At 44.8% G+C, this 24,031-nt stretch carries 21 protein-coding genes and 7 tRNA genes; 6 read left to right on the top strand and 22 right to left on the bottom strand.

The window, feature by feature from the left end; all coding sequences use genetic code 11:
- Both ilvN and AB5Z12_RS11470 read left to right on the top strand, forming a co-directional pair.
- A complete protein-coding gene (gene ilvN / locus AB5Z12_RS11475; protein WP_118579761.1) occupies nt 1-513 on the top strand; it encodes an acetolactate synthase small subunit in 513 nt (170 codons plus the stop codon).
- A 68-nt stretch (nt 514-581) separates the two neighbouring features.
- Nucleotides 582-1,535 (top strand): DMT family transporter, encoded by a 954-nt coding sequence (locus AB5Z12_RS11470; RefSeq protein WP_179988265.1) that lies wholly within the window; start codon nt 582-584, stop codon nt 1,533-1,535.
- Nucleotides 1,536-1,666: 131 nt separating this feature from the next.
- Here the strand turns inward: AB5Z12_RS11470 and AB5Z12_RS11465 are convergent, their stop codons facing one another.
- From AB5Z12_RS11465 to hflK, 6 genes are all read right to left on the bottom strand, one after another.
- Nucleotides 1,667-3,577, bottom strand: coding sequence for an ABC transporter ATP-binding protein (locus AB5Z12_RS11465; RefSeq protein ID WP_173716159.1), 1,911 nt, complete (start codon nt 3,575-3,577; stop codon nt 1,667-1,669).
- Entirely contained in the window at nt 3,574-5,331 is a 1,758-nt protein-coding gene (locus tag AB5Z12_RS11460) for an ABC transporter ATP-binding protein (RefSeq protein WP_173716160.1), read from the bottom strand. Before AB5Z12_RS11460 ends, AB5Z12_RS11465 begins: the two co-directional genes overlap by 4 nt.
- 23 nt (nt 5,332-5,354) lie before the next feature.
- The gene (locus tag AB5Z12_RS11455) at nt 5,355-5,855 is read right to left on the bottom strand and encodes a MarR family winged helix-turn-helix transcriptional regulator (RefSeq protein WP_173716161.1); all 501 of its coding nucleotides are present in this window, start codon (nt 5,853-5,855) and stop codon (nt 5,355-5,357) included.
- Nucleotides 5,856-6,097: 242 nt separating this feature from the next.
- Nucleotides 6,098-6,370: an acylphosphatase gene (locus AB5Z12_RS11450; protein WP_118579773.1), complete on the bottom strand. Its 273-nt coding sequence runs from the start codon at nt 6,368-6,370 to the stop codon at nt 6,098-6,100.
- Nucleotides 6,371-6,432: 62 nt separating this feature from the next.
- Nucleotides 6,433-7,296 carry a protease modulator HflC gene (gene hflC / locus AB5Z12_RS11445; RefSeq protein WP_118579775.1) on the bottom strand — a complete coding sequence of 288 codons (864 nt, stop codon included), beginning with the start codon at nt 7,294-7,296 and terminating at the stop codon, nt 6,433-6,435.
- Nucleotides 7,297-7,333: 37 nt separating this feature from the next.
- Nucleotides 7,334-8,284: an FtsH protease activity modulator HflK gene (gene hflK / locus AB5Z12_RS11440; RefSeq protein WP_173769614.1), complete on the bottom strand. Its 951-nt coding sequence runs from the start codon at nt 8,282-8,284 to the stop codon at nt 7,334-7,336.
- A gap of 704 nt (nt 8,285-8,988) precedes the next feature.
- On the opposite strand from hflK, the gene AB5Z12_RS11435 reads away from it, so the two are divergent.
- From AB5Z12_RS11435 to AB5Z12_RS11420, 4 genes are all read left to right on the top strand, one after another.
- The gene (locus tag AB5Z12_RS11435; RefSeq protein WP_173734921.1) at nt 8,989-9,666 is read left to right on the top strand and encodes a response regulator transcription factor; all 678 of its coding nucleotides are present in this window, start codon (nt 8,989-8,991) and stop codon (nt 9,664-9,666) included.
- Complete coding sequence (locus tag AB5Z12_RS11430) at nt 9,659-10,558, top strand: sensor histidine kinase KdpD (protein WP_173734922.1); 900 nt, start codon at nt 9,659-9,661, stop codon at nt 10,556-10,558. The genes AB5Z12_RS11435 and AB5Z12_RS11430 overlap by 8 nt, the downstream gene beginning before the upstream one ends.
- Nucleotides 10,559-10,693: 135 nt before the next feature.
- Complete coding sequence (locus tag AB5Z12_RS11425) at nt 10,694-11,365, top strand: ABC transporter ATP-binding protein (RefSeq protein ID WP_148461754.1); 672 nt, start codon at nt 10,694-10,696, stop codon at nt 11,363-11,365.
- Between the two features lie 15 nt (nt 11,366-11,380).
- Entirely contained in the window at nt 11,381-14,026 is a 2,646-nt protein-coding gene (locus AB5Z12_RS11420) for an ABC transporter permease (RefSeq protein WP_368356911.1), read from the top strand.
- Nucleotides 14,027-14,178: 152 nt separating this feature from the next.
- Here the strand turns inward: AB5Z12_RS11420 and ade are convergent, their stop codons facing one another.
- The 16 genes from ade to uxaC form a co-directional block, all read right to left on the bottom strand.
- The gene (gene ade, locus AB5Z12_RS11415) at nt 14,179-15,876 is read right to left on the bottom strand and encodes an adenine deaminase (protein WP_148461756.1); all 1,698 of its coding nucleotides are present in this window, start codon (nt 15,874-15,876) and stop codon (nt 14,179-14,181) included.
- A gap of 253 nt (nt 15,877-16,129) precedes the next feature.
- The gene (locus AB5Z12_RS11410) at nt 16,130-16,888 is read right to left on the bottom strand and encodes an RNA polymerase sigma factor region1.1 domain-containing protein (protein ID WP_148461757.1); all 759 of its coding nucleotides are present in this window, start codon (nt 16,886-16,888) and stop codon (nt 16,130-16,132) included.
- 301 nt (nt 16,889-17,189) lie between these two features.
- Nucleotides 17,190-17,270 (bottom strand) — tRNA-Leu (locus AB5Z12_RS11405).
- A gap of 62 nt (nt 17,271-17,332) precedes the next feature.
- Nucleotides 17,333-17,405, bottom strand: a tRNA-Lys gene (locus tag AB5Z12_RS11400).
- A gap of 8 nt (nt 17,406-17,413) precedes the next feature.
- A tRNA-Gln gene (locus tag AB5Z12_RS11395) sits at nt 17,414-17,485 on the bottom strand.
- A gap of 9 nt (nt 17,486-17,494) precedes the next feature.
- Nucleotides 17,495-17,568, bottom strand: a tRNA-His gene (locus AB5Z12_RS11390).
- Nucleotides 17,569-17,573: 5 nt separating this feature from the next.
- Nucleotides 17,574-17,647: transfer RNA gene (locus tag AB5Z12_RS11385), tRNA-Arg, on the bottom strand.
- Between the two features lie 20 nt (nt 17,648-17,667).
- Nucleotides 17,668-17,738 (bottom strand) — tRNA-Gly (locus AB5Z12_RS11380).
- 33 nt (nt 17,739-17,771) lie between these two features.
- Nucleotides 17,772-17,846 (bottom strand) — tRNA-Pro (locus AB5Z12_RS11375).
- Nucleotides 17,847-18,133: 287 nt separating this feature from the next.
- Entirely contained in the window at nt 18,134-18,613 is a 480-nt protein-coding gene (locus AB5Z12_RS11370) for a metallophosphoesterase (protein WP_148461758.1), read from the bottom strand.
- Nucleotides 18,610-19,200, bottom strand: coding sequence for an XTP/dITP diphosphatase (locus tag AB5Z12_RS11365; RefSeq protein ID WP_118579802.1), 591 nt, complete (start codon nt 19,198-19,200; stop codon nt 18,610-18,612). Before AB5Z12_RS11365 ends, AB5Z12_RS11370 begins: the two co-directional genes overlap by 4 nt.
- Entirely contained in the window at nt 19,197-20,378 is a 1,182-nt protein-coding gene (locus AB5Z12_RS11360; protein ID WP_173716167.1) for a class I SAM-dependent RNA methyltransferase, read from the bottom strand. Before AB5Z12_RS11360 ends, AB5Z12_RS11365 begins: the two co-directional genes overlap by 4 nt.
- 17 nt (nt 20,379-20,395) lie before the next feature.
- Entirely contained in the window at nt 20,396-20,938 is a 543-nt protein-coding gene (gene yfcE, locus AB5Z12_RS11355) for a phosphodiesterase (protein ID WP_118579808.1), read from the bottom strand.
- A 143-nt stretch (nt 20,939-21,081) separates the two neighbouring features.
- Nucleotides 21,082-21,399 carry a rhodanese-like domain-containing protein gene (locus AB5Z12_RS11350; RefSeq protein ID WP_148461761.1) on the bottom strand — a complete coding sequence of 106 codons (318 nt, stop codon included), beginning with the start codon at nt 21,397-21,399 and terminating at the stop codon, nt 21,082-21,084.
- Nucleotides 21,400-21,526: 127 nt separating this feature from the next.
- Nucleotides 21,527-22,534, bottom strand: coding sequence for a LacI family DNA-binding transcriptional regulator (locus AB5Z12_RS11345; protein WP_173718879.1), 1,008 nt, complete (start codon nt 22,532-22,534; stop codon nt 21,527-21,529).
- Between the two features lie 59 nt (nt 22,535-22,593).
- The gene (gene uxaC / locus AB5Z12_RS11340) at nt 22,594-24,000 is read right to left on the bottom strand and encodes a glucuronate isomerase (RefSeq protein ID WP_173734924.1); all 1,407 of its coding nucleotides are present in this window, start codon (nt 23,998-24,000) and stop codon (nt 22,594-22,596) included.
- Nucleotides 24,001-24,031: the final 31 nt, after the last annotated feature.

Raw genomic sequence — 24,031 nt, 5'->3', positions numbered from 1 at the left:
ATGGCAGATAAAGGCATGAAAAAAAGATGGATTTCCCTCTACGTAGAAAACCAGGTAGGTGTTCTGTCCAAGATTTCCGGACTTTTCTCCGGCAAAAGCTATAACCTGGACAGCCTCACCGTTGGTACTACAGAGGATCCTACCGTTTCCCGAATGACCATCGGAACTGTAAGCGACGATGAAACGTTCGAACAGATCAAGAAACAGCTGAACCGAATGGTAGAAGTCATCAAAGTTATTGATTTCACCAATATGTTCGTCCGCATGAAAGAGATTCTTTACATCAAGGTTTTTAACTGCTCTTCTGAGGACAAAGTTGAATTATTCCAGATTGCTGAGACTTTCAAAGCCAGAGTCATTGATTACGGTAAAGACAGCCTGCTTCTGGAATTCGTACAGACAGCGACCAAAAATGATGCAGTTGTCAAACTGATCAAAGAAGAATTCGGCCGCATCGAAGTAGTCCGAGGTGGAAGTGTAGGAATTGAATCCATCAGCATGATGGAAAGATAATTTAAACGATGATGCCCCTCCTGTTAAAGGAGGGCATTTTTGTAAATTTTACGAGGGGATAATCCATTATGAAAAAACAACAAATACCATTAAAAAATTCACTGATTCTCCTTTTGACAGCAACGATCTGGGGAATCGCCTTTGTAGCACAAAGTGAGGGCGGTGAAGCTGTCGGCCCTCTCACTTTCAATGCCACAAGAAACATTATCGGTTCTCTGGTGCTGATCCCGGTTATTTTACTGCTCAATAAAATAAATCCACAGAGCAATTCAGCTGATTTCACAGAATCCGACAGACAGCCAATGGCATCCAGCGGTTCAAATCCATTTTCCCGCAACAAAACCTTAATTGCCGGCGGCATAATCTGCGGTATCTGCCTGTGTCTTGCTTCCAACTTCCAACAGTTTGGTATCCAGTACACCTCCGTTGGAAAAGCAGGTTTTCTCACTGCATGCTACATTATCATCGTCCCGATCCTTGGACTTTTTATGAAAAAGAAATGCAGTCCTTTTATCTGGGTTGCGGTTGTAATGGCACTGATTGGTCTCTATCTGCTTTGCATCACAGACGGCTTTTCCATTGGAAAGGGAGACTTTCTGGTCCTGATCTGTGCTTTCCTGTTTTCCCTGCACATTCTGGTCATTGATTACTTTTCACCAAAGACAGATGGAGTAAAAATGTCTTGCATCCAGTTTCTGGTCTGCGGAATCCTCACTGCTATCCCAGCCATAATTCTGGAGCATCCCAATCTTTCTTCATTCAGTGGTGCCTGGGGCGCTACTCTCTATGCCGGCGTTATGTCCTGCGGTGTCGCCTACACCCTCCAGATCGTGGGCCAGAAAAATATGAACCCAACCGTAGCCTCCCTGATTCTCAGTCTGGAATCCTGCATCTCTGTCCTCGCCGGCTGGATTATCTTAGGACAGAAATTAAGCACCCGGGAAATCATCGGTTGTGTGGTAATGTTCGGGGCTATCGTTCTTGCCCAGTTGCCGCAGAAAGAAACTGCCAGTGAAAAATAACGCGCTCTAGAGCCTGTTTGAAAAATTCTTGCAGAAAGCCTTTTTCAAACACGCTCTAAATCTTCCAAAACCAAAAGTAAGAGGTAACGCTTGAACCTTCCAAACGTTACCTCTTACTTATTTACCCCATATCACCCATTATACAGCTGATAATATTTACCTTTCTGCGCAATTAACTCATCATGAGAGCCTCTCTCAATAACACGTCCCTGCTCCAGAACCATAATACAGTCACTGTTTCTGACTGTGGATAACCTATGTGCAATTGCAAATGTAGTTCTGCCTTCCATCAGCTTATCCATACCATCCTGTACAAGCTTCTCTGTACGGGTATCAATAGAGCTGGTAGCCTCATCCAGGATCAGAACCGGCGGATCTGCTACTGCCGCCCTGGCGATTGCAAGCAGCTGTCTCTGTCCCTGGCTTAAATTAGCACCATTATTGCGAAGCATAGTATGATAACCATCCGGCAGTCTTCGGATAAAGCCATCCGCATTCGCCAGCCTGGCAGCTGCAATAACTTCCTCATCTGTGGCATCCAGTTTTCCATAACGGATATTCTCCATAACGGTAGCAGTAAACAGATTAGTATCCTGAAGAACGATACCCATGGAACGTCTCAGATCACCCTTTTTGATCTTATTTATATTGATGCCATCATAACGGATCTTACCATCCTGAATATCATAGAAACGATTCAGAAGATTGGTAATTGTCGTCTTACCGGCACCCGTGGAGCCGACAAATGCAATTTTCTGTCCTGGCTTCGCATACATCTTCACATCGTGAAGCACGATCTTGTCATCACGATATCCGAAGTCAACGCCATCCAGAACAATATCACCTTTCAATTCGATATAATCTGTTTTGCCAGTGGCTTTGTGAAAATGCTTCCATGCCCAGCGTCCTGTACGTTTCTTGGACTCAACCAGCTTACCATTCTCTTCTTTCACATTTACCAGGGTCACATATCCGTCATCTACCTCCGGCTTCTCGTCCAGAAGGTCGAAGATACGCTTCGCTCCGGCAAGTGCCATAACAATACTGTTAAACTGCTGGCTTACCTGGTTGATCGGCTGGCTGAAGCTCTTGTTAAAAGTAAGAAAACTTGCCAGGCCGCCAAGAGTAAATCCACCCACACCATTTACTGCCAGCACGCCGCCAACAATGGCACACAGCACATAGCTGATATTCCCAATCTGTGCACAGGTAGGCATCAGCACGTTTGCAAATTTATTGGCATTATTCGCGCTCTCAAACAGCTGGTCATTCAGCTCATTAAACTTCTCAAGGCTTTCTTCCTCATGGCAGAATACCTTTACAACCTTCTGGCCTTCCATCATTTCCTCGATGTAACCATTTACAATACCAAGATTCTTCTGCTGCTCCATGAAATACTTGCCGCTGAGTCCTGCAAGATTCTTACTTGCCACCAGCATCACTCCAACCATGACCAGAGTCACGATGGTAAGAGGCACATTCAAAATAAGCATACTTACCAATACACTGACAATGGTAATCACACTGGAGATCAGCTGTGGAATACTCTGGCTGATCATCTGGCGCAGTGTATCAATATCATTGGTGTAGATAGACATGATATCGCCATGTGCATGTGTATCAAAATATTTAACAGGAAGTGTTTCCATGCGCTCAAACATCTCATTTCGAAGATTGCGTAGGGTGCCCTGACTGACATAGATCATCAGACGGTTGTACGTATATGTGCACGCCACCCCAATTGCATAAAAACAGGCTACACGAAGAATTGCCATTGCAAGAGGATGGAAATCCGGAGTCTCAGATTGAAGCATAGGCATGATATACTGGTCAATCAAAGTCTTCATAAACATGGTTCCCTGCACATTGGCAAGAACACTTACCACAATGCCGATCACAACTACAATAATATGGATCCTGTAGTTCTTAAAAATATACCCCATCAGTCTTCCAAGCATCTTGCCCTGATTCTCTACCATAGGGCCTGAACGGAAGGCTGCCCCGCTGCGGCCTGGCTTCTTTATCGGTCTTTCATTGCTCATGCCTGCTCACCTCCTCTATTCTCATCAAAATCTCCACCACCCTTTATCTGTGAATTATAAACCTCCTGATAAATGGCATTGGTTTTCATTAGTTCCTCATGAGTTCCAAATCCGCTGATTTTTCCCTCATCCATGACAATGATCCTGTCCGCACTCTGAATACTGGAAATACGCTGTGCAATGATCAGCTTGGTAGTATCCGGAATTTCTTCTGCAAAAGCTCTTCTGATACGTGCATCTGTGGCAGTATCTACCGCACTTGTGGAATCATCCAGAATCAGTACTTTGGGTTTCTTAAGAAGAGCTCTGGCGATACACAGACGCTGTTTCTGACCGCCGGAAACATTGGTTCCGCCCTGCTCAATATAAGTATTGTATTTGTCCGGCATTTTCTCAATGAAGTCATCCGCACAGGAAAGCTGACACGCTCTGCGGCACTCTTTCTCCGAAGCCTCTTTATTTCCCCAGCGCAGATTCTCCAGAATGGTACCGGAAAACAGCACATTCTTCTGAAGTACAACTGCTACCTGGTTACGCAGACTATCCATATGGTAGTCACGCACATCCACGCCGCCAACTTTCACTGATCCGGAGCTCACATCATAAAGACGGCTGATCAGGTTTACCAGACTGGACTTGGCACTTCCGGTTCCACCGATAATACCAATAGTTTCTCCTGCGCGGATAGAAAGATTGATATCCTTCAGCACCGGCTCCTTACTGTCCTTCTTATAGCTGAAATCCACATGATCAAATTCAATACTTCCGTCTGCAACTTCCATAACCGGATCCTGCGGATCATGAAGATCTGCTGTTTCATTGATAACCTCAGTTACACGCTCTGCACTTGCTGCGCTCATGGTGACCATAACAAATACCATGGAAAGCATCATAAGGCTCATAAGAATATTCATACAATATGTAAGAAGACTCATCAATTCACCTGTAGTCAGACTGCCGCCAACGATCATATTCGCACCCAGCCAGCTGATTCCAAGAATACATGCATATACTGTAAACTGCATAACCGGCATATTCATAACTACCAGTTTTTCAGCTCTTACAAACATTTCGTAAACTTTATTGCAGGCTTTCTGAAACTTAGTGGTCTCATATTCTTCACGTACATAAGCCTTCACAACGCGGACTGCGCTGATATTCTCCTGCACGCTGGCATTTAAATCGTCATATTTTTCAAATACTTCCCGGAAATACTTAGTCGCCTTTTTCATAATAAATACGAGAAAACATCCAAGAAAAATAACGGCAATAAGGTAAATGCTGGCAACCCTTGCATTGATCATAAACGCCATCGCCATGGCACAGATCAGACTGGCCGGGGCACGGGTACACATACGCAGGATCATCTGGTATGCATTCTGCAGGTTGGTCACATCTGTAGTCAGACGTGTGATCAGACTTGCAGTACTGAACTTGTCAATGTTTGAAAATGAAAATGTCTGAATGTTAGTATACATTGCTTTACGAAGATTACGGGCAAAGCCGGAGGATGCGTATGCTCCATATTTTCCCCCAAGAATACCGGTAACAAGTCCTGCAACAGCAAGAAGCGCCATAATGGCACCTTTTCTGTAAAGATAACTGATATTACCGGTTTCCACACCGTTGTCGATCATATCTGCCATTACAAGAGGAATCATTGTCTCCACCACAACCTCCAGTATCATAAATACCGGTGTGAGGAAGGAGGCCTTCTTAAACTCCTTTACCTGGGCAAGTAATGTCTTTATCATCAGGTTCTCCCCTTTCTTTTTTGTTAGTTTTCATCCCGCAGACAGCACTCTCTTTGGGCATTTTCCCGGATTATGTCCAGAACTTCCATAAAGCATTCCAGTTTTTCCTGGGGAATGTCAGACTTCAATACTTTCTGGATCCGGTCAAAATTCTCCATAATTTCCATCTGAAATTCCATTCCCTTTTCTGTAAGCACCAGACGCTTCAGTCTGGCATCTCTTGGAATAGGTTCTCTGGTAATAAGCCCTTTCTTCTCCATTGCCTGAAGGATTCCTGAAGCAGTAGAACGCGCCATCTGAAATTCTGCTTCCAGGTCTTTCTGGAAAACAGCCTCTTCTGAATGTCGGTACAGATAACCAATGATCCACCCCTGCATGCGGTTAATTCCGGCTTTTTCATCCACCTTGGACTGATACGAATTCACCAGACGCCCAATTACCTGATTGAGAGTACGAACCTCATACCCTATTTGCCGTTCCGCCCTGCAGCACTCATCAGGACCAGTTTTCTTCTTTTTCTCCATCTTTCCCTTCTTTCATATACTTCCATACAAAATAGTTCATGTGCGAACTGTTCGGGTTCGAACTGTTCGTGCACGAACTAATTATAAGGGGCATGTTTCTGAATGTCAATCCTGTTTTTTCAATATCCGCTTTGCTATTTGCTCGCGGAGCGTTTTTTGTGTAATAGGAAATTACTCCGTAATATTCCTATTACACAAAAAAATACCAGAAGCAAAATTCCCATTGCTCCTGGCATCCCTTTTTATTTCGAATAAAAGCTCCACTCCCTTTCATCCACAGGCAGGTCTTCCATCTGATAATTCTCAATCCGGATGAAACTTCCCATCTCGATTTCCTGAATCATACGCTCAATTCCGGAAAGCTCTCCCTGGACTTCCATTTCCACTCTGCCATCCCACAGATTGTCCACCCAGCCGGTAAGATCATTGGCTCTCGCCGCATTTTTGGCACGGTAACGAAATCCAACGCCCTGCACCTGCCCGGAAAAATATATGTGTTTTCTCACTATCGCCATCTTTTGTCACTCCTTATGTACCTTATGATATACGTCAATACCGGCAGATGCAAGAATTTTTATTATTTTCCCTCAAAAATCTGAGCAATCGGGGAATCCGATGACAAAATAACGGTCTTGTTTTCTCCTTGCATAGAAGCTTTCAGTGCTTCAAGACTTCTTACGAAGGAATAAAATTCACTTCTCTCATCTTCCCCATAAGCCTGGGAAAGAATTTTCATATATTCCTGTTCCCCTTCTGCCTTCAAAATCTCAGCCTGCTTCTTCGCATCTGAAATCTGAATGGTCACTTCCTTATCCGTCTTGTTCTGGATTACTTTTGCTTCTGAATCGCCTTCTGCTTTATATGTAGCAGCAATATTATCACGCTCTGAGATCATTCTCTCATACACAGCAGCCTTATTATCGTCCGGCAGATCCAGCTGCTTTGTTTCAAATTTAATCAGCTCTATTCCATATTGTTCCATATTATCTCCAATGGCTTCCATCACCATATCCGATAATTCTCCGTCACGGCTTGTGATCACTCTGTCCTGGGAAAGACTGCTGATCACATTTTTTGTGGCATTATATACGGCCGTATTAATTCGGCTCTCGCTGTTTTCCAAAGAAGAGTTCAGAGTCTGTGCAAATTTAAGGGGATCTGTGATTCTCCACAAAACATAGCTGTCACTGATCATGGTTTTCTTGTCCTTGGTAATCACATCAGATGCTTCCAAATCATATAACAACGTTTCCTTTGGTAAAGACTGTGTTCTTTCTATCAATGGAATTTTAAAGCTGATTCCCGGTTCGCAGATCACTCTGTCAACTTTACCAAACTGACGGATCAGCTTGTATTCATTTTGTTGGGTTATAGTTATGGAAGAACCGATTATTACTGCTCCGAGAATGCCTGCTATAAGTGCCGCTTTTTTCATTTTCATAATTTTTTATCCTTTCTATCAGATACTTATCTTAACTTCACTTAGTTTCTTCACTTGTATCTTCTTCTGTTTTCCAGTCTCCGGAAAAAGAATCCAGCGGCAATATCTTTTCCACGCCACTTCCGTTGTCGATCACAATCTTCATACCAGGCAGCACATCTTCCATGGTTTCATAGAACATTCGCATTTTTGTGGTCTCCGGATTCTTCACATATTCCTCATACATTGCATTAAATCTTGCCACCTCAGCTTCTGCCTCATTGATCCTCACCTGTTTTTGTGCCTCCGCATCCTGAATAATCTGGTCTGCCTGGGCCTGCGCTTCGGGAAGCTTTTCGTTCCTGTATTTATTAGCATTGTTAAGCGCCGTTTCTTTTCCCTGTTTCGCAGTTTCCACCTCTTTAAATGCTTTCATCACTTCTTCAGTAGGCGGCTCGGAATCCTGTATTGTTATGTTGACCAATTGAATTCCCAGATCCTGTTCCTCCATCTGATTCAAAATCATTTCTTTGATCTTGCTCTGGATTTCTCCTTTTCCGGTGGTCAGAACCTCATCCACGTTATAGCTTGCTATTACAGTTCGGATACAGCTTTGCGCAATATTTTTTAAAATCTCTTCCGGCTGCTCAGAGGTGTAAAGGTATTTTACAGGTTCTGAAATTCGATATTCTACAAAGAAATCCACATCAATAAAATTGTAATCCGAAGTGATCATGATTCCTTCATTTTCCACCACCGCATTGTTCCCCATACTGTATCCTATTGGAAATCCCTGGATCGTGGTATTTACCTTCTGCACCTGCTGTACAAAAGGGACTTTGAAATGTAATCCCGTTTCATTCACTGCCTTTGGCACTCCAAAGGTTGTGAGTACTGCCTGTTCCTGCTCCTGAATCTGGTAAGTTGTATCCAGAGCCAATCCCCCTGCCGCTATAAGCCCAATAGCACCGATTGCCAGATATTTCATTTTTCCATTTCGCTTACTCATTTTTCTCCTCCATCTCTCTTACTAACAATAGTTGTAAAGCGTTCAAAAAGGGAAAAAAAAGACTTTTATCCCAGGCACTGTTATAATGCCTGAAATAAAAGTCTCGCTGATTATCTCATAATGCGGGTAGTTTCATCTACCGTTCTGACGCATTTATGCACCATTCAGAAAAAATGGATTTCCTTTTATCTCTTCATGGCCGCTACTCCCTTTTCTTTGAGCGATATCATATCATAAGTATTCATGAAAATCAAGATGTTTTTTTATGTTTTTCAGTTCTTATTAATGCCTTGTTGCTGTTCAGGGGCTAACCCTGTGTTACTGTTCACTCCGTTCACAGTAACGCGCTTCGCGATGCACAGAAATCATGCATTCGCATGATTTCGCGCCGCAATTCTCGGGTTTTCTGTGAACTTTGTTCACAAAAAACGCCTCGCGGAATGTTACCAGTGAACAGTAACAACCCTGTTTCAAAAAACAGGACAACTTTTTAGAGAATATGGATTTCTTTACATTAGCATGATACAATTAAGAAAGTAAAAAAACGGCACAGCATAGATCATCCGGCTTGCTGATTGGGATACAGCGAAAACAAACAAATTTGCAAACAGAGCAATAGCCAATAGCCTATCTTCTGAACTGTGAGAACGAAAAATTGCCCAAGGAAATGATGGCGGCCTTTGAATAACGAGGGAGTGAGATACATGGAACAATTATTGATTATTGAAGATGATATAGGGTTGAATCAAGGTTTAAGTAAAGCACTAAAAGCAGATGACCGTCAAATTATATCCTGCCATGAGCTAAAAGCGGCAAGAGAGCAATTGCTTTGCGGTAGTGTATCCCTGATCCTGCTGGATATCAATCTACCAGATGGCAGTGGGCTTGAGCTGCTCCGGGAGGTCAAGAAAAACCTGCCCGGAGTTCCTGTTATTCTGCTGACTGCCAATGACACTGATCTGGACATCGTAGACGGACTGGAGCGGGGCGCTGATGATTACATTACCAAGCCCTTTTCTCTTTCGGTTTTGCGGGCAAGGGTGAATACCCAACTGCGAAAGCAAGCGTCAAACCAAAAAAATGCGCCGTTCCATATGGATCTATTTCACTTTGACTTTGAGGCTATGACCTTTTATGTGGGAGATTCAAAAGTGGAATTGAGTAAAACAGAACAAAAATTACTGCGTCTGCTTGTTGAAAACCGTGGTCGAACCATGACCCGTGGAGACCTTGTCGACCGGATCTGGACAGATGGCGCAGAATATGTGGATGAAAATGCTTTGTCTGTTACGATCAAGCGTCTGAGGGATAAGCTTGGTGCACAGAAATACATTAAAACCATCTATGGAATCGGTTATAGCTGGGTGACAAAAGATGAATAAAACCGGCATTGTGATCATACTGCTATGTTTTCTGGCGGCGATAGCTACTGTATTATGGGAGCGGAGAAAGGTCAGAAAAACGATGGAAGAAATCGAAAGGATGCTGGACGCTGCCATGACCGGCTCCTTTTCTGAAGCCACTTTTGATGAAAGCCAGCTGTCTGCTTTGGAAACAAAGTTTGCACACTATCTTTCCGCAGCAGAAACTTCCTCTCGAAATGTAGCACAGGAGAAGGACAGAATTAAGACCTTGATTGCGGACATCTCCCACCAGACAAAAACGCCGATTGCAAACCTGCTGTTATACAGCGAGCTTTTGATGGAGGAAACTCTGCCTGTATCGGCGAAGGCAAATATGGAGGCACTGTACAATCAATCGGAGAAATTGCGATTTTTGATTGACTCGCTTGTAAAGCTGTCCCGGCTGGAAAACGGAATTATTTCACTATCGCCGCAGCGCTCAGCATTACAGCCACTGCTTCAAGGTATTGCAGAACAATATGCCGCCAAGGTTTCTGAAAAAGGATTGTCTTTGCAACTGCAAGATACCGATGCTTTTGCTGTATTCGACTTCAAATGGACAGCGGAAGCACTGGCTAATATCGTAGATAATGCCATCAAATATACAGAGCATGGCACAATCAGGATTTCTGCTGTAAGCTATGAAATGTTTGCAAGGATCGATATATCGGATACCGGTTCGGGCATTTCGGAAAGCGAGCAAGCGAAGATATTTGCTCGCTTTTACCGCTCAAATAGTGTGCGGAAACAAGAAGGTGTAGGCATCGGCTTATACCTTGCCCGACAGATCATATCCGGCGAGGACGGTTATATCAAGGTCGCTTCCGTTCCGGGAAAAGGAAGTACGTTTTCCATATTTCTGCCGAAATAGCATCCATTCTTTCAAAACTGTTAGATTTCATTTTCCGCTGGAAAGAATGTGGAAAGAATCCTATGCGATAATCTGTATGTATCAAAGGATGATTTCCTTGCATACATACAGATTTTTTCATGGAGGTACTCGTTTATGGAAGTTTTACAGGCAAAAAACCTGAGAAAAATTTATGGCTCCGGCAATAATGCGGTTCATGCGTTGGACGGAGTGGATTTAAGTGTGCAGAAAGGTGAATTTGTGGCGATTGTCGGCACATCCGGCTCCGGCAAATCCACACTGCTGCATATGCTGGGCGGGCTGGATCGCCCTACAAGCGGCACGGTCATGGTGGACGGACAGGATATTTTCTCCCTGAAGGATGAAGCCTTGACCATCTTCCGCCGCAGAAAAATAGGCTTTGTGTTCCAAGCATATAATCTTGTTCCGGTGCTGAATGTGTATGAAAATATCGTTCTACCCATTGAGCTGGACGGCGGCAAGGTCAACAAGGATTTCGTACAGCAGATCGTGCAGACCCTTGGGCTGGATGAGCGTCTGGATGCCCTGCCCAATCAGCTTTCGGGCGGTCAGCAGCAGCGTGTGGCAATCGCCCGTGCGCTGGCGGCAGCACCCGCTATCATTCTGGCAGATGAACCGACAGGTAATCTGGATTCCAAAACCAGCCAGGATGTATTGAGCCTTTTGAAAGTAACCAGTCAAAAGTTCGCCCAGACAATCGTAATGATTACCCACAACGAAGAAATTGCGCAGATGGCAGACCGCATTATCCGTATCGAAGACGGTCGGATCGTCTCCCAGAACTAACGGGAGGTGGCTACGATGAATGTCAAAAACAGAAAATGTATTCGAAAGCTCAGCTTAAAATCCCTTTATGCGAACCGCCGCCGCAATCTGATCGCCATTTTTGCCATTGCGCTGACAACGATGCTATTTACGTCCATGTTCACCATTGTCTTGTCGTTGAACGCCAGTTATGAAACCTACCAGTTTCGGCAGGTAGGTGGCTATGCACACGGTACCTTTAAAGATGTTTCCCCCGAGCATGCGGAACGTATCGCTGCCCACCCAAAGGTGAAGGCTGCGGGGGCACGGAAGGTGATCGGCATCACTGTGGATGGTGTCTTTTCCAAAACGCCTGCAGAGATCAGCTACATGGATGCCAACTGCACCAAATGGAGCTATGCCACCCCTACTACCGGGCGGATGCCCGAAAGCGGCAAAGAAGTAGCCATGGATACGGCAGCGTTGCAGCTGCTTGGCGTAACGCCGGAGCTGGGCGCCGAGGTCACGGTTTCCTATTCCATCACGGACAAGGATCAAACCGCCTTTACTGTAACAGATACCTTTACGCTGGTGGGCTATTGGGACTATGATGAACTAATGCCTGTTCATTACATCAACATCAGCCGTGATTACGCAGATGACATCGAAGCGCAGGCAGTGAAAACAGGGTTACAGCCTTTCCGCACCGATTTGAATGTCATGCTGGCCTCCAGCACAAATATTCAAGGGCAGATGGAGCAGGTGGATACCGATCTTGGCTACACATGGGACAGCTATACCGATCCCAACAGCGTCCGGATCGGCGTCAACTGGGGATATACCTCATCCCAGCTGGAGTCACAGCTCGATCCAGAGCTGATGATCGCCATAGCAGCTTTTTTGCTGCTGGTGATTTTCACGGGGTATCTTATCATCTATAACATTTTTCAGATCTCTGTTGCAGGGGATATCCGGTTTTACGGACTTCTGAAAACCATTGGCACAACGCCCCGGCAGCTCAAACGTATCATTCGCCAGCAGGCACTTCTACTTTGTCTGATCGGCATTCCGGCAGGACTGTTGCTGGGCTACGGCATCGGCGCTGTTCTGGTACCTGTTGTCTTGCGCTCCACCCAGTTGGATGCAGGCATCACCACCATCAGCACTTCGTCTGTGATCTTCCTTGGTTCCATGCTGTTTGCCCTGTTGACGGTGCTTTTGTCCTGTTCCAAGCCCGGAAAAATGGCAGCCAGGGTCTCTCCGGTAGAGGCTACCAAATATACGGATGCAATGCAGACTAAGAAAAAACAGCGCAGCACCCGGGGAGCCAAGCTCCATCAGATGGCCTTTGCCAATCTGGGACGAAACAAGAAAAAGACGGTGCTGGTGGTGGTGTCTCTGGCACTGTCGGTGACACTGTTCAATGCGCTGTGTGCCTTTGTGGGAGGCTTCAGCATGGAGAAGTATGTATCCTCCATGACCTGCGCCGATTTTATCGTCAGCACGCCCGACTATTTCCGTTACAACCCGGCAGATGAATTCATCACGCCAGAACAAATCGAAGAGATCGCAGCAAACACAAAGGCCAATCTTTCCGGCACGGGATATGCTGTGCGAAAACCCGCATACCTGTGGATGACGGAGGATGCTCTGCGGCAGGACTATGCAAGGTACGAAAGTGCTGAGCAGTTGGACAGCCATATGAGCCGTCTGGAGCACCGGGGCAATATGGTGATGGGAGATACCAGAATCGAGGCTCTGGATAACAGTCTGTTTGACAAGCTGCAAGTGCTCGACGGAGATATTTCTCCTATGCTGGAGCCAAACAATAACGCTATTGCCATTGCGGTTTCTTTGGATGATTACGGCAATCTGCTCAATCCTGAATACTACCCCAAGGTGGGGGACACGATTACCGCTACCTATGCGGATGATGTGAAATATATCGACAGCCGCACCGGGGAACTCCGCACCGAAGATACACCGGAGGAGTACTTTCAGGCAAAATTGTATGGAGCCAGAGATGTAGAGTACACGGTCTGCGCCTTGGTAGAACTTCCGAATTCCATGAGTTATCGTTATGGTGGTATTGGATATGACGCAGTTTTGTCTGTGGACACCGCACAGAGGGACAGCGGTGGTGCAGCCATTCCGATGCTCTACCTGTTCGACACAGCGGACGAAGTTGACGAGGCCGAAGCAGAGCAATATCTATCGAAGCTCACTGCCGGTGAGTTTTCGCCCTTGATGTATGAAAGCAAAGCCACGGCTCGCTCTGAATTTGCTCAGTTCCGGCAGATGTTCCTTCTGATAGGTGGTATCCTCTGTGCTATCATTGGGCTGGTGGGACTCTTAAATTTCTTCAACGCCATGATGACCGGTATTCTTTCCCGCCGCCGTGAATTTGCTGTGCTTCAGGCTGTAGGAATGACGAACCGGCAGCTCAAAACCATGCTGATCTACGAGGGGTTGTTTTACGCAATGTCTTCTGTAGCGGCGGCCTTTATTTTGTCGCTGGCGGTGGGACCTCTTGCGGGAAAAATGCTGGGCAGTATGTTCTGGTTCTTTGAGTATCGATTCACCATTCTGCCTGTCCTGCTGACAATTCCGGTATTTCTTCTGCTGGGGTGGCTGATTCCTTGCATGATGTATGACAACGCAGCGAAATGCAGTGTTGTAGAGCAATTAAGGGATGCTCAATAACTGTTAAGCAAAAAACGGCCCTCTGCCAATGAAAAGGCAGAGGGCTGAAAATCTACGGGTTTATATTCCGTCACAGTTCTTAAATAGGTTTCGGGGTTTCGTTCAAAACAAGACAACCGTCTCGTGTATTGCACTCCCGCAATCCTGGTATCTTATAAAAACTTCCACGCTTCCACATCAAAAACGCCTCTCGGTGTAATTCGGATCTGCGGAATAACCGGCAAAGCCATAAAGGACAGCGTAATAAACGGATCATGACCGTCTTTCACACCCATTTCATGAGCTTTATGGATCATTCGCCCAAGAGTCTCATTGTCTTTCTCAAAACCATTATCACTCATCAGTCCCATTACAGGAAGGGCAAGAGTGTCAAATACTTTATGATTCTCTACGATCGTATAGCCTCCCTGAGTACGCATCAGTTCCCGCACAGCAAGCTCCATGTCCTCATCATTATCTCCGATCACAATAATATTGTGGGAATCATGGGATACACTGGACGCAATTGCTCCACCACGGATACCAAAACCTCCGATCACGCCACAGCCGATTTTACCCGTCATCTTATGACGTTCTACAACTGCAATCTTCTGATAATCGTCATCGGACTGGAATTTGCAGGGACCATCCCCTGCTTTCAGAGTTCCCTTTCTGGTAGTAATCTGTCCTTCTTCTGCCAGAATCACCGGAAAGATTCCATCTGCAGACTCCAGCTGAAATGCCTCTCTGGAAAATTCAGCCACATGCACTGTATTTTTCAATTCAGGGGCACACGGCTTTATAACAATCTTTGCATTTTTATCTACCAATTGCCCTTTAAAGTACACATCTTCTATGGTCACACTGACAAGATCCGAAAGAACCAAAAGATCTGCCTGTCTGCCGGGTGCCACTGCCCCCTTGTCTTTCAGTCCATAACAATTAGCTGCATTGATGGTTGCCATCTTAATAGCGGACACCGGATTCATGCCAAGGCGGATAGCTTTTCGCACGTTATGGTCAATATGCCCTTCCCGCTGGATATCCTCAATATGCTTGTCATCTGTGCAGAAGCAGAATCCGTCACCATTCATGTGTCTCTGTACCAGACCGCCCACAAGTGCCTCAAGATTTCGGGCAGCGCTGCCTTCCCTTACAAGAATGGTAAGACCGTTCCGCCGTTCTCGCATGGCATAATCAAAGAAGCTGCACTCATGGTCTGTAGCAATCCCTGCCATAGCATATGCCTGAAGATCTCCCTCTTCCAGAAACGGAGCGTGGCCATCACGGATTCTGCCCTCAAACAGTTCTAGCTTGTCATGCATGCTTTTCTCGCCCTGTACCACAGAAATGCTGTCCATTACTTCTCCAAGTCCAAGAATCCGGCTGTTATGAAGGTAAGGAACCATATCTTCAGCAGTAAGAGTGCATCCATTATCATCAATGGCAGTAGCAGGAACACAGGATGGCATCATCACATATACATTTGCTTTCACATCTTCGGTTTGATCCAGAATATAATCAATTCCTGCCAAACCGGACACATTGGCTGATTCATGGGGATCCACGATAAAAGTAGTGGTTCCGTGCCTGGAGGCAGCTGTTACCAGTTCAGCCGGTGTAACCAGTGTAGATTCCAGATGAAGATGGCTGTCAATAAATCCCGGACATACATATCTGCCGGCCAGATCACGTTCTTCTTTCCCATGGAAGCTTCCAATTCCTGCTATAATCCCATCCTGTATGGCAATGTCTCCGCGGATGATCTCTTCCGTAAAAACATTCACAATCCTCGCATCCTTCAATACCAGGTCTGCCTTTTCCAAACCTCTTGCAATTCTGGAATACTGCTGATATTTTTCCAAATTCATATATATCCTCCTTTCATTTATCAAATAATATTTATTGTACGAAAAAATATTTTGATTATTATTTATGATAGTAACACTTGTACAGTGAAATTTCAATGTAAATTTCAAAACATCCAGAAAAGACAAAAAAACACCAGAGATGATTTTTACTTTTAAATCACCTCCGGTGTTTCCATCAATTCTGCAGCATTGTTTTCATTTCCGACAGGATAGCCTTATCTCCATAATTTTCCCGGAATTTCACTTGCCATAATTATTTATCGTCTCCTGTAAGACGCAGAATATCCCGGATCTCATCCACATTCATATCGAGAATAACCGCCAGCTCATCAATGGTAAAACGGTTCTCCCCGTCATCGTCCGTCAGATCCTTCACTGCCGATTCCAGTTTCTCCACCTTCGTTACCAGACAATCATCCTGGAATTTCTGCTGTGTCTGCTCCTCAATGGCAGCGATGATTCCCTTGCGAAGCTGAAGACGTAGCCAAGCATCATCTTTACGTTCTGTCTCCGGGTCGGAAAGAGCCGTAAGCAGCACCACATTCGCCTCCTGAATCAGATCTGCAAGTTGAATCTCTGTACAGTTCATATCAGCGGCCATATTTGCCGCTACCGGCAGATAAATGCTGGTAAGAGCTGCCTCTGCAATGGCATCCCCATCTGCCAGATTCTCAAACAATGTGTGAAGCATCTCCGGACTCACTTCCTTACCGTTGCTTACCTCTGCCAGGTAATCCTTCAGATATGCTTCTTCCTCTGAAGTAAGCGGGGTGCTGGTTCCTTTTGACTCCGGCTCCGTCTCGCCCACTTCCTCTGTCTCCACCGGGGCAGTGTCTCCCTCTATCATAATTCCCTGCAGTTTCAGATACTGCAGTACCTTTAACATCTGACTGGTCTCGAGATCAGTACCTGCAAAATGCTCCCGGATCTGCTCATGTGTCAGCATATTCCTATTCTGCTTTCCAAGCTCACAAATCTCTCTTAATTTCTCCTGAAACTGAACAACGTCCATATTATTCCTCCATGCTTCTTCGTTGTGTAAACTATAACAAATCCGTCCTGTAAAATCAAGGCATTACTGTTCACTCCGTTCACAGTAACGCGCTTCGCGATGCACAGAAAGACGAACCTTCTTGTGACAAGCACAAGAAGTAGCGTTTGCTGCGCAAACTTAACTCTCGGGTTTTCTGTGAACTTTGTTCACAAAAAACACCTCACGGAACGTTACCAGTGAACAGCAACAAACAAATTAAAAAAATGACCCAGATCTAATTTTCATCTCGAAAATCCGATCCAGATCATTCCTCATTTCCTGCGGATGACAGGACTTGAACCTGCACGTCGTAAACACCAGAACCTAAATCTGGCGCGTCTGCCAATTCCGCCACATCCGCATATATATTATTTAAAAAACCGGAATGCCCTAATCATAAGGCTTCCGGTTCTCATTCGCAAGTGAAGCATCGGGGATTCGAACCCCGGACAACTTGATTAAAAGTCAAGTGCTCTACCAACTGAGCTAATGCTCCATATAGGACTGGGCTAGCTGGATTCGAACCAGCGAATGCAGCAGTCAAAGTGCTGTGCCTTACCGCTTGGCGATAGCCCAAAGGCAAAGGGTGGATACAGGGATTCGAACCCTGGGCCTCCAGAGCCACAATCTGGCGCGCTAACCAACTGCGCTATACCCACCACAGCGTGTCAGAAGGGATTCGAACCCCCGACCCACGGCTTAGAAGGCCGTTGCTCTATCCAGCTGAGCTACTGACACATATCTCTCTTCATCAGAGAAGCGGGTGATGGGAATCGAACCCACGTATCTAGCTTGGAAGGCTAGTGTTCTACCATTGAACTACACCCGCATTTACGCTGAAACGGTAATGTTGTTACAGCAGTCGGGGTGACAAGATTCGAACTTGCGGCCTCCTGGTCCCAAACCAGGCGCTCTAGCCAAACTGAGCCACACCCCGATGTCTTACAACATCATTTCTATGAAGTTGTCGTTCCTTGTGCTCTCAAGAATTTCTTTTCTCTCGCTCAAGGCAAGAGTTATTATATTATATGGTCTCCCATTTGTCAACACCTTTTTTATAAATTTTTATATTTTTTTCGAAAAAAGATGTAATTCCCGAAAACCCGCTAAAAATGCGGGTTTTCAGGCCCTCCACCACCTGCATTTTTCTCTTTTTCGACTATTTTCAAAAAAATATTTCAAAAAACATTTCATTTCCACAGTCAAACATACAAGTATTTTCAGTTACAAATACCGAATTTCAATTTCCGGCTCTTCCCCTTTATACAGCTCCATCACCGCATAACTTGGTCTGCGGCCTTCCTGTCTCGGAAAAGAAAGGCTTCCCGGATTGATCACCAGTACACCATTTTTCTTCTCCACCACTGGCTTATGGGTATGTCCAAAGCAAACAATCTCACAGCCTCTGGCTGCCGCCTCTTCCGAAACCCCATAAAGATCCATGGACACACCATAATTGTGCCCATGAGTCACCATGATCTTATGTCCTTCCAGCAAAATCTCATCCTCTCTTGGAAGATCACTGAAAAAATCATTATTTCCTGCCACAATGGTACAGGGACATTCTGCCAGCGCTTCAATAAAAAATTCCCTGCCCTCCACGTCGCCGCAATGGATCAGATAGTCAAAGGGCTGCTCCAAAGCTACTGCCATCTCCAGTGACTCATCTCTCCCATGAGTATCACTGACAACCAGCACCTTCATCGTAATTCTTCCTTTATTGCCTGCAAAGCTTTTCCTCTGTGGCTGATTTTATTTTTTTCTTCCATAGACAGCTCTGCAGATGTACAGCCATATTCCGGCAGGAAAAAGATAGGATCATACCCAAATCCATTGGCACCCTTTTCCTCATATCCAATACGGCCTTCCATGGTTCCACGCACAGTTTCCACTCTTCCGTCTGGAAAGGCAGCTGCAATAGCGCAGACAAAACGGGCTGTACGCTGCTCATCCGGCACGCCATCCAGTCTCTGGATCAAATTTGCATTCTTAATATGATAGTCTGTATTCTCGCCCATATAACGAGCAGAATAAACTCCCGGCTCTTTATTCAGATAATCAATCTCAAGCCCCGAGTCATCTGCAAGTACAATTTCGCCATCACTGGTAAGCTTGCTGATGGCAGTCGCCTTGATCACTGCGTTTTCCTCAAAGGTTTTGCCATCTTCCACAATATCAGCCTGAATCCCGGCTTCTTTCATAGATACCACTTCTGCATCCAGATCTGCCAGGATTTTACGGATTTCTTTCATTTTATCTGCATTTCCTGTTGCAAAAATTATCTTCTTCATTTATCAGTGCCCTCTTTCTTTTCCTGTGCCGCACGTCTTGGAGGCTTTGGTCCCAGGAACTGGTAAAAATATGTTTTCAGCATTCCGTTATAGATTTTACGGTTCTTATCCGCCTTGCGTCCAATGTCATTCTCAGCTTTGTCATAAGAAGTGATCAGGTACATAGACCACTTATCCAGGCCGCGGTAGCTCTCACCGATCTCGCGGTAAAGCTGCGGCAAAGCTGCTTTTTCTTCCAGACGCTCACCATAAGGTGGATTCGTAATAATAAATCCGTAAGGCTTCGGGTGATGAAGCTCCTTCACAGGACGCTGCTGAAAATGGATCAGGCTTTCTACCCCTGCCATTTTTGCATTTGCCCTGGCTGCCTTCAGTGCCTCAGCATCTATGTCATAGCCCTGAATATCTGTCTCGATTTTCAGATTTACTCTGTCCTGAGCCTCTTCTACAGCCTCATACCAGCATCTTCTCGGCACAACCTGCTTCCAGTCCTCGGCAAGGAAAGAACGGTTCATACCCGGTGCAATATCTGCAGCCATCATAGCTGCCTCGATTGGAAAAGTACCGCTTCCACAAAAGGGATCCACAAGACTTCTGTCCTTTTTCCACGGAGTTAACATAATCAATGCGCTGGCAAGAGTCTCTGTAATAGGTGCCTTCACGGTCATCTGACGATACCCTCTCTTATGAAGAGAAACACCGGAAGTATCGATTCCAATAGTTGCCACATCCTTCATAAACGCCACACGGATAGGAAAACTTGCCCCATCCTCCGGGAACCAGGACACGTTATATACGCCCTTCAGACGCTCTACAATGGCTTTTTTCATAATAGACTGGATATCAGACGGGCTGAACAGCTTACTCTTCACTGAATTGGCTTTCGCAATCCAGAATTTGCCATCTGCAGGAATGTAACGTTCCCATGGCAAAGCTTTCGTTGCCTCGAAAAGCTCATCAAATGTCTCGGCTTTCACTTCCGCAACCTTCAGTAGAATACGCTCTGTGGTACGCAGAAAAACATTGGCATCTGCAATTCCCTGGGCATCTGCCAGAAAAGTAACCTTACCATCCTCCACCTTGCTGATCTCGTAGCCCAGATCCAGTATTTCTCTTTTCAAAACCGCTTCCAGACCAAAATGGCAGGGAGCGATCAGTTCAAATCTTTCTGTACTCATTCACCGTTTTTCCCTTCTTAAAGCACTATGCTTTTTACAATATTTCCTTCAAAATCCATGATGGAAAAAACACCGTTCTCAAGCACCGCATAGGTAGGCGGATTTCCTTCTTTCGGAATGGATACGGAACCCGGATTCAAAAGAATGTATCCCTCCATCTGCTCTGCTTTCAGCACATGGGTATGACCATGGATCAGAATATCTCCCTCGCATAAAGGCGGAAGGTTATTCTGATTATAAACATGTCCATGCGTCGCATAAAGTGTCTTGCCGTCAATTGACAGAATACAGTAATCTGCCATCACCGGAAACTCCAGAACCATCTGATCCACTTCTGCCTCACAGTTACCGCGCACAGCATAAATTTTGTCTTTCATGGCATTCAGCATGGGAATTACCTGCTTAGGTGCATATTCTTTTGGCAGATCATTTCTTGGTCCGTGATAAAGCAGATCGCCCAGCAGAACCAGGCGCTCTGCCCCTTCTTTCTCAAAAGCATCCAGCATTTTCCTGCAATAGTAAGCAGAACCATGGATGTCAGAAGCAAACATATATTTCATAAACTTGGTTTCTCCTCTGTTTTTAGTGTTCGAATTGTCTCTCTCCTTTTCGGTTTACATAACCTCATGAAAAGGACATTTTTCTTCTTTACATTATCATGCCTTGATGGAAATTACAAGATAGTACTCTTTTGAATTTTTTCTCATATATCGCATATCAGATTTCTCCCTCTGTACTCCTTCATTCCCCCGATCACCGTTTTTGTCTTATATCCATTTCGCGCCAGAATCCTGGCCGCCTGAAGACTTGCCCCGCCCCGGTCGCAATACAGCACCAGTATTTTCCCTTTTGGAAAATCATATGTCTGCATTTCTTCAAATTCCTCATATGGCACATTTACCGCTCCCTTTATATGTCCGGTATGGTACTCTTTCGGATTTCTTAAATCTATAAGAAAGGAATCTTTCCGTCCAACATAATAATCCAGCATTTTTCCGGAAATCGGCTCTACAGGAAACATGGAAAATCCCCTTTTTTATCAGTATATCCGCAAATACAAAAAAGGTGCCAAAATGCACCTTTTTTAAGTATTGCTTTTCGCAACCTCCGCAGGGGACTTACTTGATTCGGTTAAATATGAAACAAGATCAGAAATCCGTTGTACATCTGCGGACTATTTCGCATGGAACACACACATTCTTTTCAATTTGTATTTCTCTCTCAAGAAGGTCTATCATCCGTTCCACTGTCTTTTTGCACATTACCCCCAGCTTACTGTCCACCGATGTAAGCTCAGGATCACTGCTGATTGCAAGAATTGAGTTATTATATCCGACGACCGCCAGTTCCTCAGGAATCGCCAGTCCCTTAATCTTTGCATACTTTACTGCTCCGATTGCAATTCCATCCTCCGTTGCAAGGACGCTGTCGAAATCGAGGGTCCGGTTGTATTCAAGCAGCATATCCCGCGTATATTCAATGTCATTTTTGGTCTTGAATTTCAGATTTCCACGAATGGGATATCCGGCGTCCTGCAATGCAGCTTCGTATCCCGCCATTTTCTGTCTGGCACTGTAGGATTCTGAATCATACATAAAAAGAATTTTCTCTTTTCCTCTTCGGATAAAAGCTTTTGTCACTTCATAAGTAGCCTGAAAATCATCTGCATAGGTGCAATAAATATTATCGCCTGAAACCTTTGCGTTAATCATAAATACCGAAACCTGTTCCGCTGCCTCCCGAATATAATCTGTGTCAGATTCATCTTTACCATTTCCTGCATATGTAGAACCAACCAGTATCAACGTGTCTATTTTCTTAGACAAAAGGAGTCTGACATAATCCACCTTTTCTTCCTGTTTAAATCCGCTGCAGCCAAGAATACAGTCATATCCATGAGCATGAAGATTTCGCTCCAGATAAGATACTGCTTTTGCCATATAGATATCGTCAATATTTGGACAGATGATTCCTACTGTTTTCATCGACCCAAGACCAAGGCCTCTGGCAAACGCATTCGGCGTGTATTCATTTTCTTTCATAACCGCAAGAACCTTTTCTTTTGTCTTCGGGCTGACTTTCGGACTGTTATTGACCACTCTGGATACTGTTGCGATGGAAACATTTGCCAGCTTTGCAATATCATATATATTCACTATCGTTCTCCTGTTCGTTCTGGTAATAATAGAAAATAAGCTTTCTGATATCAATCATTTTACAGGTCAAACCCAAAATAGTCTACTGCATTATTGTATGAAATTCCACACACGATTTCCTTTAAAGTCTTATAATCAGCCGGATATTCTCCATTTTCCACCCATCCGCCAATAAGCTCGCAAAGAATTCTGCGGAAATACTCATGTCTGGTATAGGACAAAAAGCTTCTTGAATCAGTAAGCATGCCAACAAAGTTTGCAAGCAGTCCCAGATTTGCAAGTGATGTCATCTGTGCGATCATACCGGTTTTGTGATCGTTGAACCACCATGCACTTCCCTGCTGAATTTTACCTGCTGCCTCTGTTCCCTGGAAGCAGCCAAGGATTGTTCCGATTGCTTCATTGTCATTGGGATTCAGGGAGTACAGGATTGTCTTTGGAAGTTCATTTGATGCGATCAGGGAGTTCAGGAAATCTGCTGTCTGTGCACTTGGAGCATAGTTATTGATACAGTCATATCCGGTATCCGGTCCGAGCTGCTCATACATAAATGCATTGTTGTCTCTCTTGCATCCATAATGAATCTGCATCACCCAGTTCTTTTTATGATATTCTTTTCCAACAAACTGCATAAAAGCTGTCTTGAAGATCATTTCTTCTTCTCTTGAGATGCTTTCGCCATTCAGTCTCTTTTTTAATATCTCATCTACTTTTTCTTCTGCTGCAGGCGCATACATAACATATTCCAATGCATGGTCAGATACGCTGCATCCCATCTGTGCAAAGAATTCCATTCTCTTAAGAAGGGCTTCTTTCAGATCTGCGAATTCTGCAATTTTAACTCCACTTACTTCAGAAAGCTTTTTCATGTATTCCGGATATTCCGGTTTTTCCAGATTCATTGCCTTGTCCGGACGCCATGCAGGAAGCACTTTTACCTCAAAGCTGTCATCCTCTGCAAGAACTTTATGCCATTTCAGATCATCTACCGGATCATCTGTTGTGCAGATTAATTTTACATTGGACTTGCGGATAATGTTTCTTACAGACATATCATCTTCCTGAAGCTTTTTGTTGCACAGGTTCCACACTTCTTCGGCTGTATCTCCGTTCAGATATCCTGTATATCCGAAATATCTCTGCAATTCCAGATGGCTCCAGTGATAGAGCGGATTTCCGATTGCTTTCCCAAGAGTTTCTGCCCATTTCTGGAATTTTTCACGGTCACTGGCACCACCAGTAATGTAGTACTCATCTACTCCATTTGATCTCATCTGACGCCATTTATAATGATCGCCACCAAGCCACACCTGGGTAATATTCTCAAACTTACGGTCCTCTGCAATTTCCTGAGGATTGATATGGCAATGGTAATCTACAATTGGCATTGTCTCTGCATACTCATGATATAATTTTTTTGAAGTTTCTGTTGAAAGTAAAAAATCTTTGTCCATAAATGCTTTCATAAAGTAATTCTCCTCTTCTTTCTATCCATTC

This window comes from Ruminococcus sp. RTP21358st1_G6_RTP21358_211008 (assembly GCF_040908885.1).
In the GTDB taxonomy this organism is placed as follows: domain Bacteria; phylum Bacillota; class Clostridia; order Lachnospirales; family Lachnospiraceae; genus Blautia_A; species Blautia_A faecis.
This window is presented reverse-complemented; position numbering and strand designations above follow the sequence as displayed.

Bases quoted from the DNA above. Each gene is read 5' to 3' on its own strand.
- uxaC (WP_173734924.1), bottom strand. From the start codon at position 24,000: ATGAAAGCATTTATGGACAAAGATTTTTTACTTTCAACAGAAACTTCA.
- AB5Z12_RS11360 (WP_173716167.1), bottom strand. From the start codon at position 20,378: ATGAGTACAGAAAGATTTGAACTGATCGCTCCCTGCCATTTTGGTCTG.
- ade (WP_148461756.1), bottom strand. From the start codon at position 15,876: ATGAATTTGGAAAAATATCAGCAGTATTCCAGAATTGCAAGAGGTTTG.
- AB5Z12_RS11450 (WP_118579773.1), bottom strand. From the start codon at position 6,370: ATGGCGATAGTGAGAAAACACATATATTTTTCCGGGCAGGTGCAGGGC.
- hflK (WP_173769614.1), bottom strand. From the start codon at position 8,284: ATGAGTAAGCGAAATGGAAAAATGAAATATCTGGCAATCGGTGCTATT.
- AB5Z12_RS11365 (WP_118579802.1), bottom strand. From the start codon at position 19,200: ATGAAGAAGATAATTTTTGCAACAGGAAATGCAGATAAAATGAAAGAA.
- AB5Z12_RS11370 (WP_148461758.1), bottom strand. From the start codon at position 18,613: ATGAAGGTGCTGGTTGTCAGTGATACTCATGGGAGAGATGAGTCACTG.
- AB5Z12_RS11465 (WP_173716159.1), bottom strand. From the start codon at position 3,577: ATGAGCAATGAAAGACCGATAAAGAAGCCAGGCCGCAGCGGGGCAGCC.
- AB5Z12_RS11435 (WP_173734921.1), top strand. From the start codon at position 8,989: ATGGAACAATTATTGATTATTGAAGATGATATAGGGTTGAATCAAGGT.
- AB5Z12_RS11430 (WP_173734922.1), top strand. From the start codon at position 9,659: ATGAATAAAACCGGCATTGTGATCATACTGCTATGTTTTCTGGCGGCG.
- AB5Z12_RS11350 (WP_148461761.1), bottom strand. From the start codon at position 21,399: ATGTTTCCTGTAGAGCCGATTTCCGGAAAAATGCTGGATTATTATGTT.
- yfcE (WP_118579808.1), bottom strand. From the start codon at position 20,938: ATGAAATATATGTTTGCTTCTGACATCCATGGTTCTGCTTACTATTGC.
- AB5Z12_RS11470 (WP_179988265.1), top strand. From the start codon at position 582: ATGAAAAAACAACAAATACCATTAAAAAATTCACTGATTCTCCTTTTG.
- hflC (WP_118579775.1), bottom strand. From the start codon at position 7,296: ATGAAAATGAAAAAAGCGGCACTTATAGCAGGCATTCTCGGAGCAGTA.
- AB5Z12_RS11425 (WP_148461754.1), top strand. From the start codon at position 10,694: ATGGAAGTTTTACAGGCAAAAAACCTGAGAAAAATTTATGGCTCCGGC.
- AB5Z12_RS11420 (WP_368356911.1), top strand. From the start codon at position 11,381: ATGAATGTCAAAAACAGAAAATGTATTCGAAAGCTCAGCTTAAAATCC.
- AB5Z12_RS11455 (WP_173716161.1), bottom strand. From the start codon at position 5,855: ATGGAGAAAAAGAAGAAAACTGGTCCTGATGAGTGCTGCAGGGCGGAA.
- AB5Z12_RS11460 (WP_173716160.1), bottom strand. From the start codon at position 5,331: ATGATAAAGACATTACTTGCCCAGGTAAAGGAGTTTAAGAAGGCCTCC.
- AB5Z12_RS11410 (WP_148461757.1), bottom strand. From the start codon at position 16,888: ATGGACGTTGTTCAGTTTCAGGAGAAATTAAGAGAGATTTGTGAGCTT.
- ilvN (WP_118579761.1), top strand. From the start codon at position 1: ATGGCAGATAAAGGCATGAAAAAAAGATGGATTTCCCTCTACGTAGAA.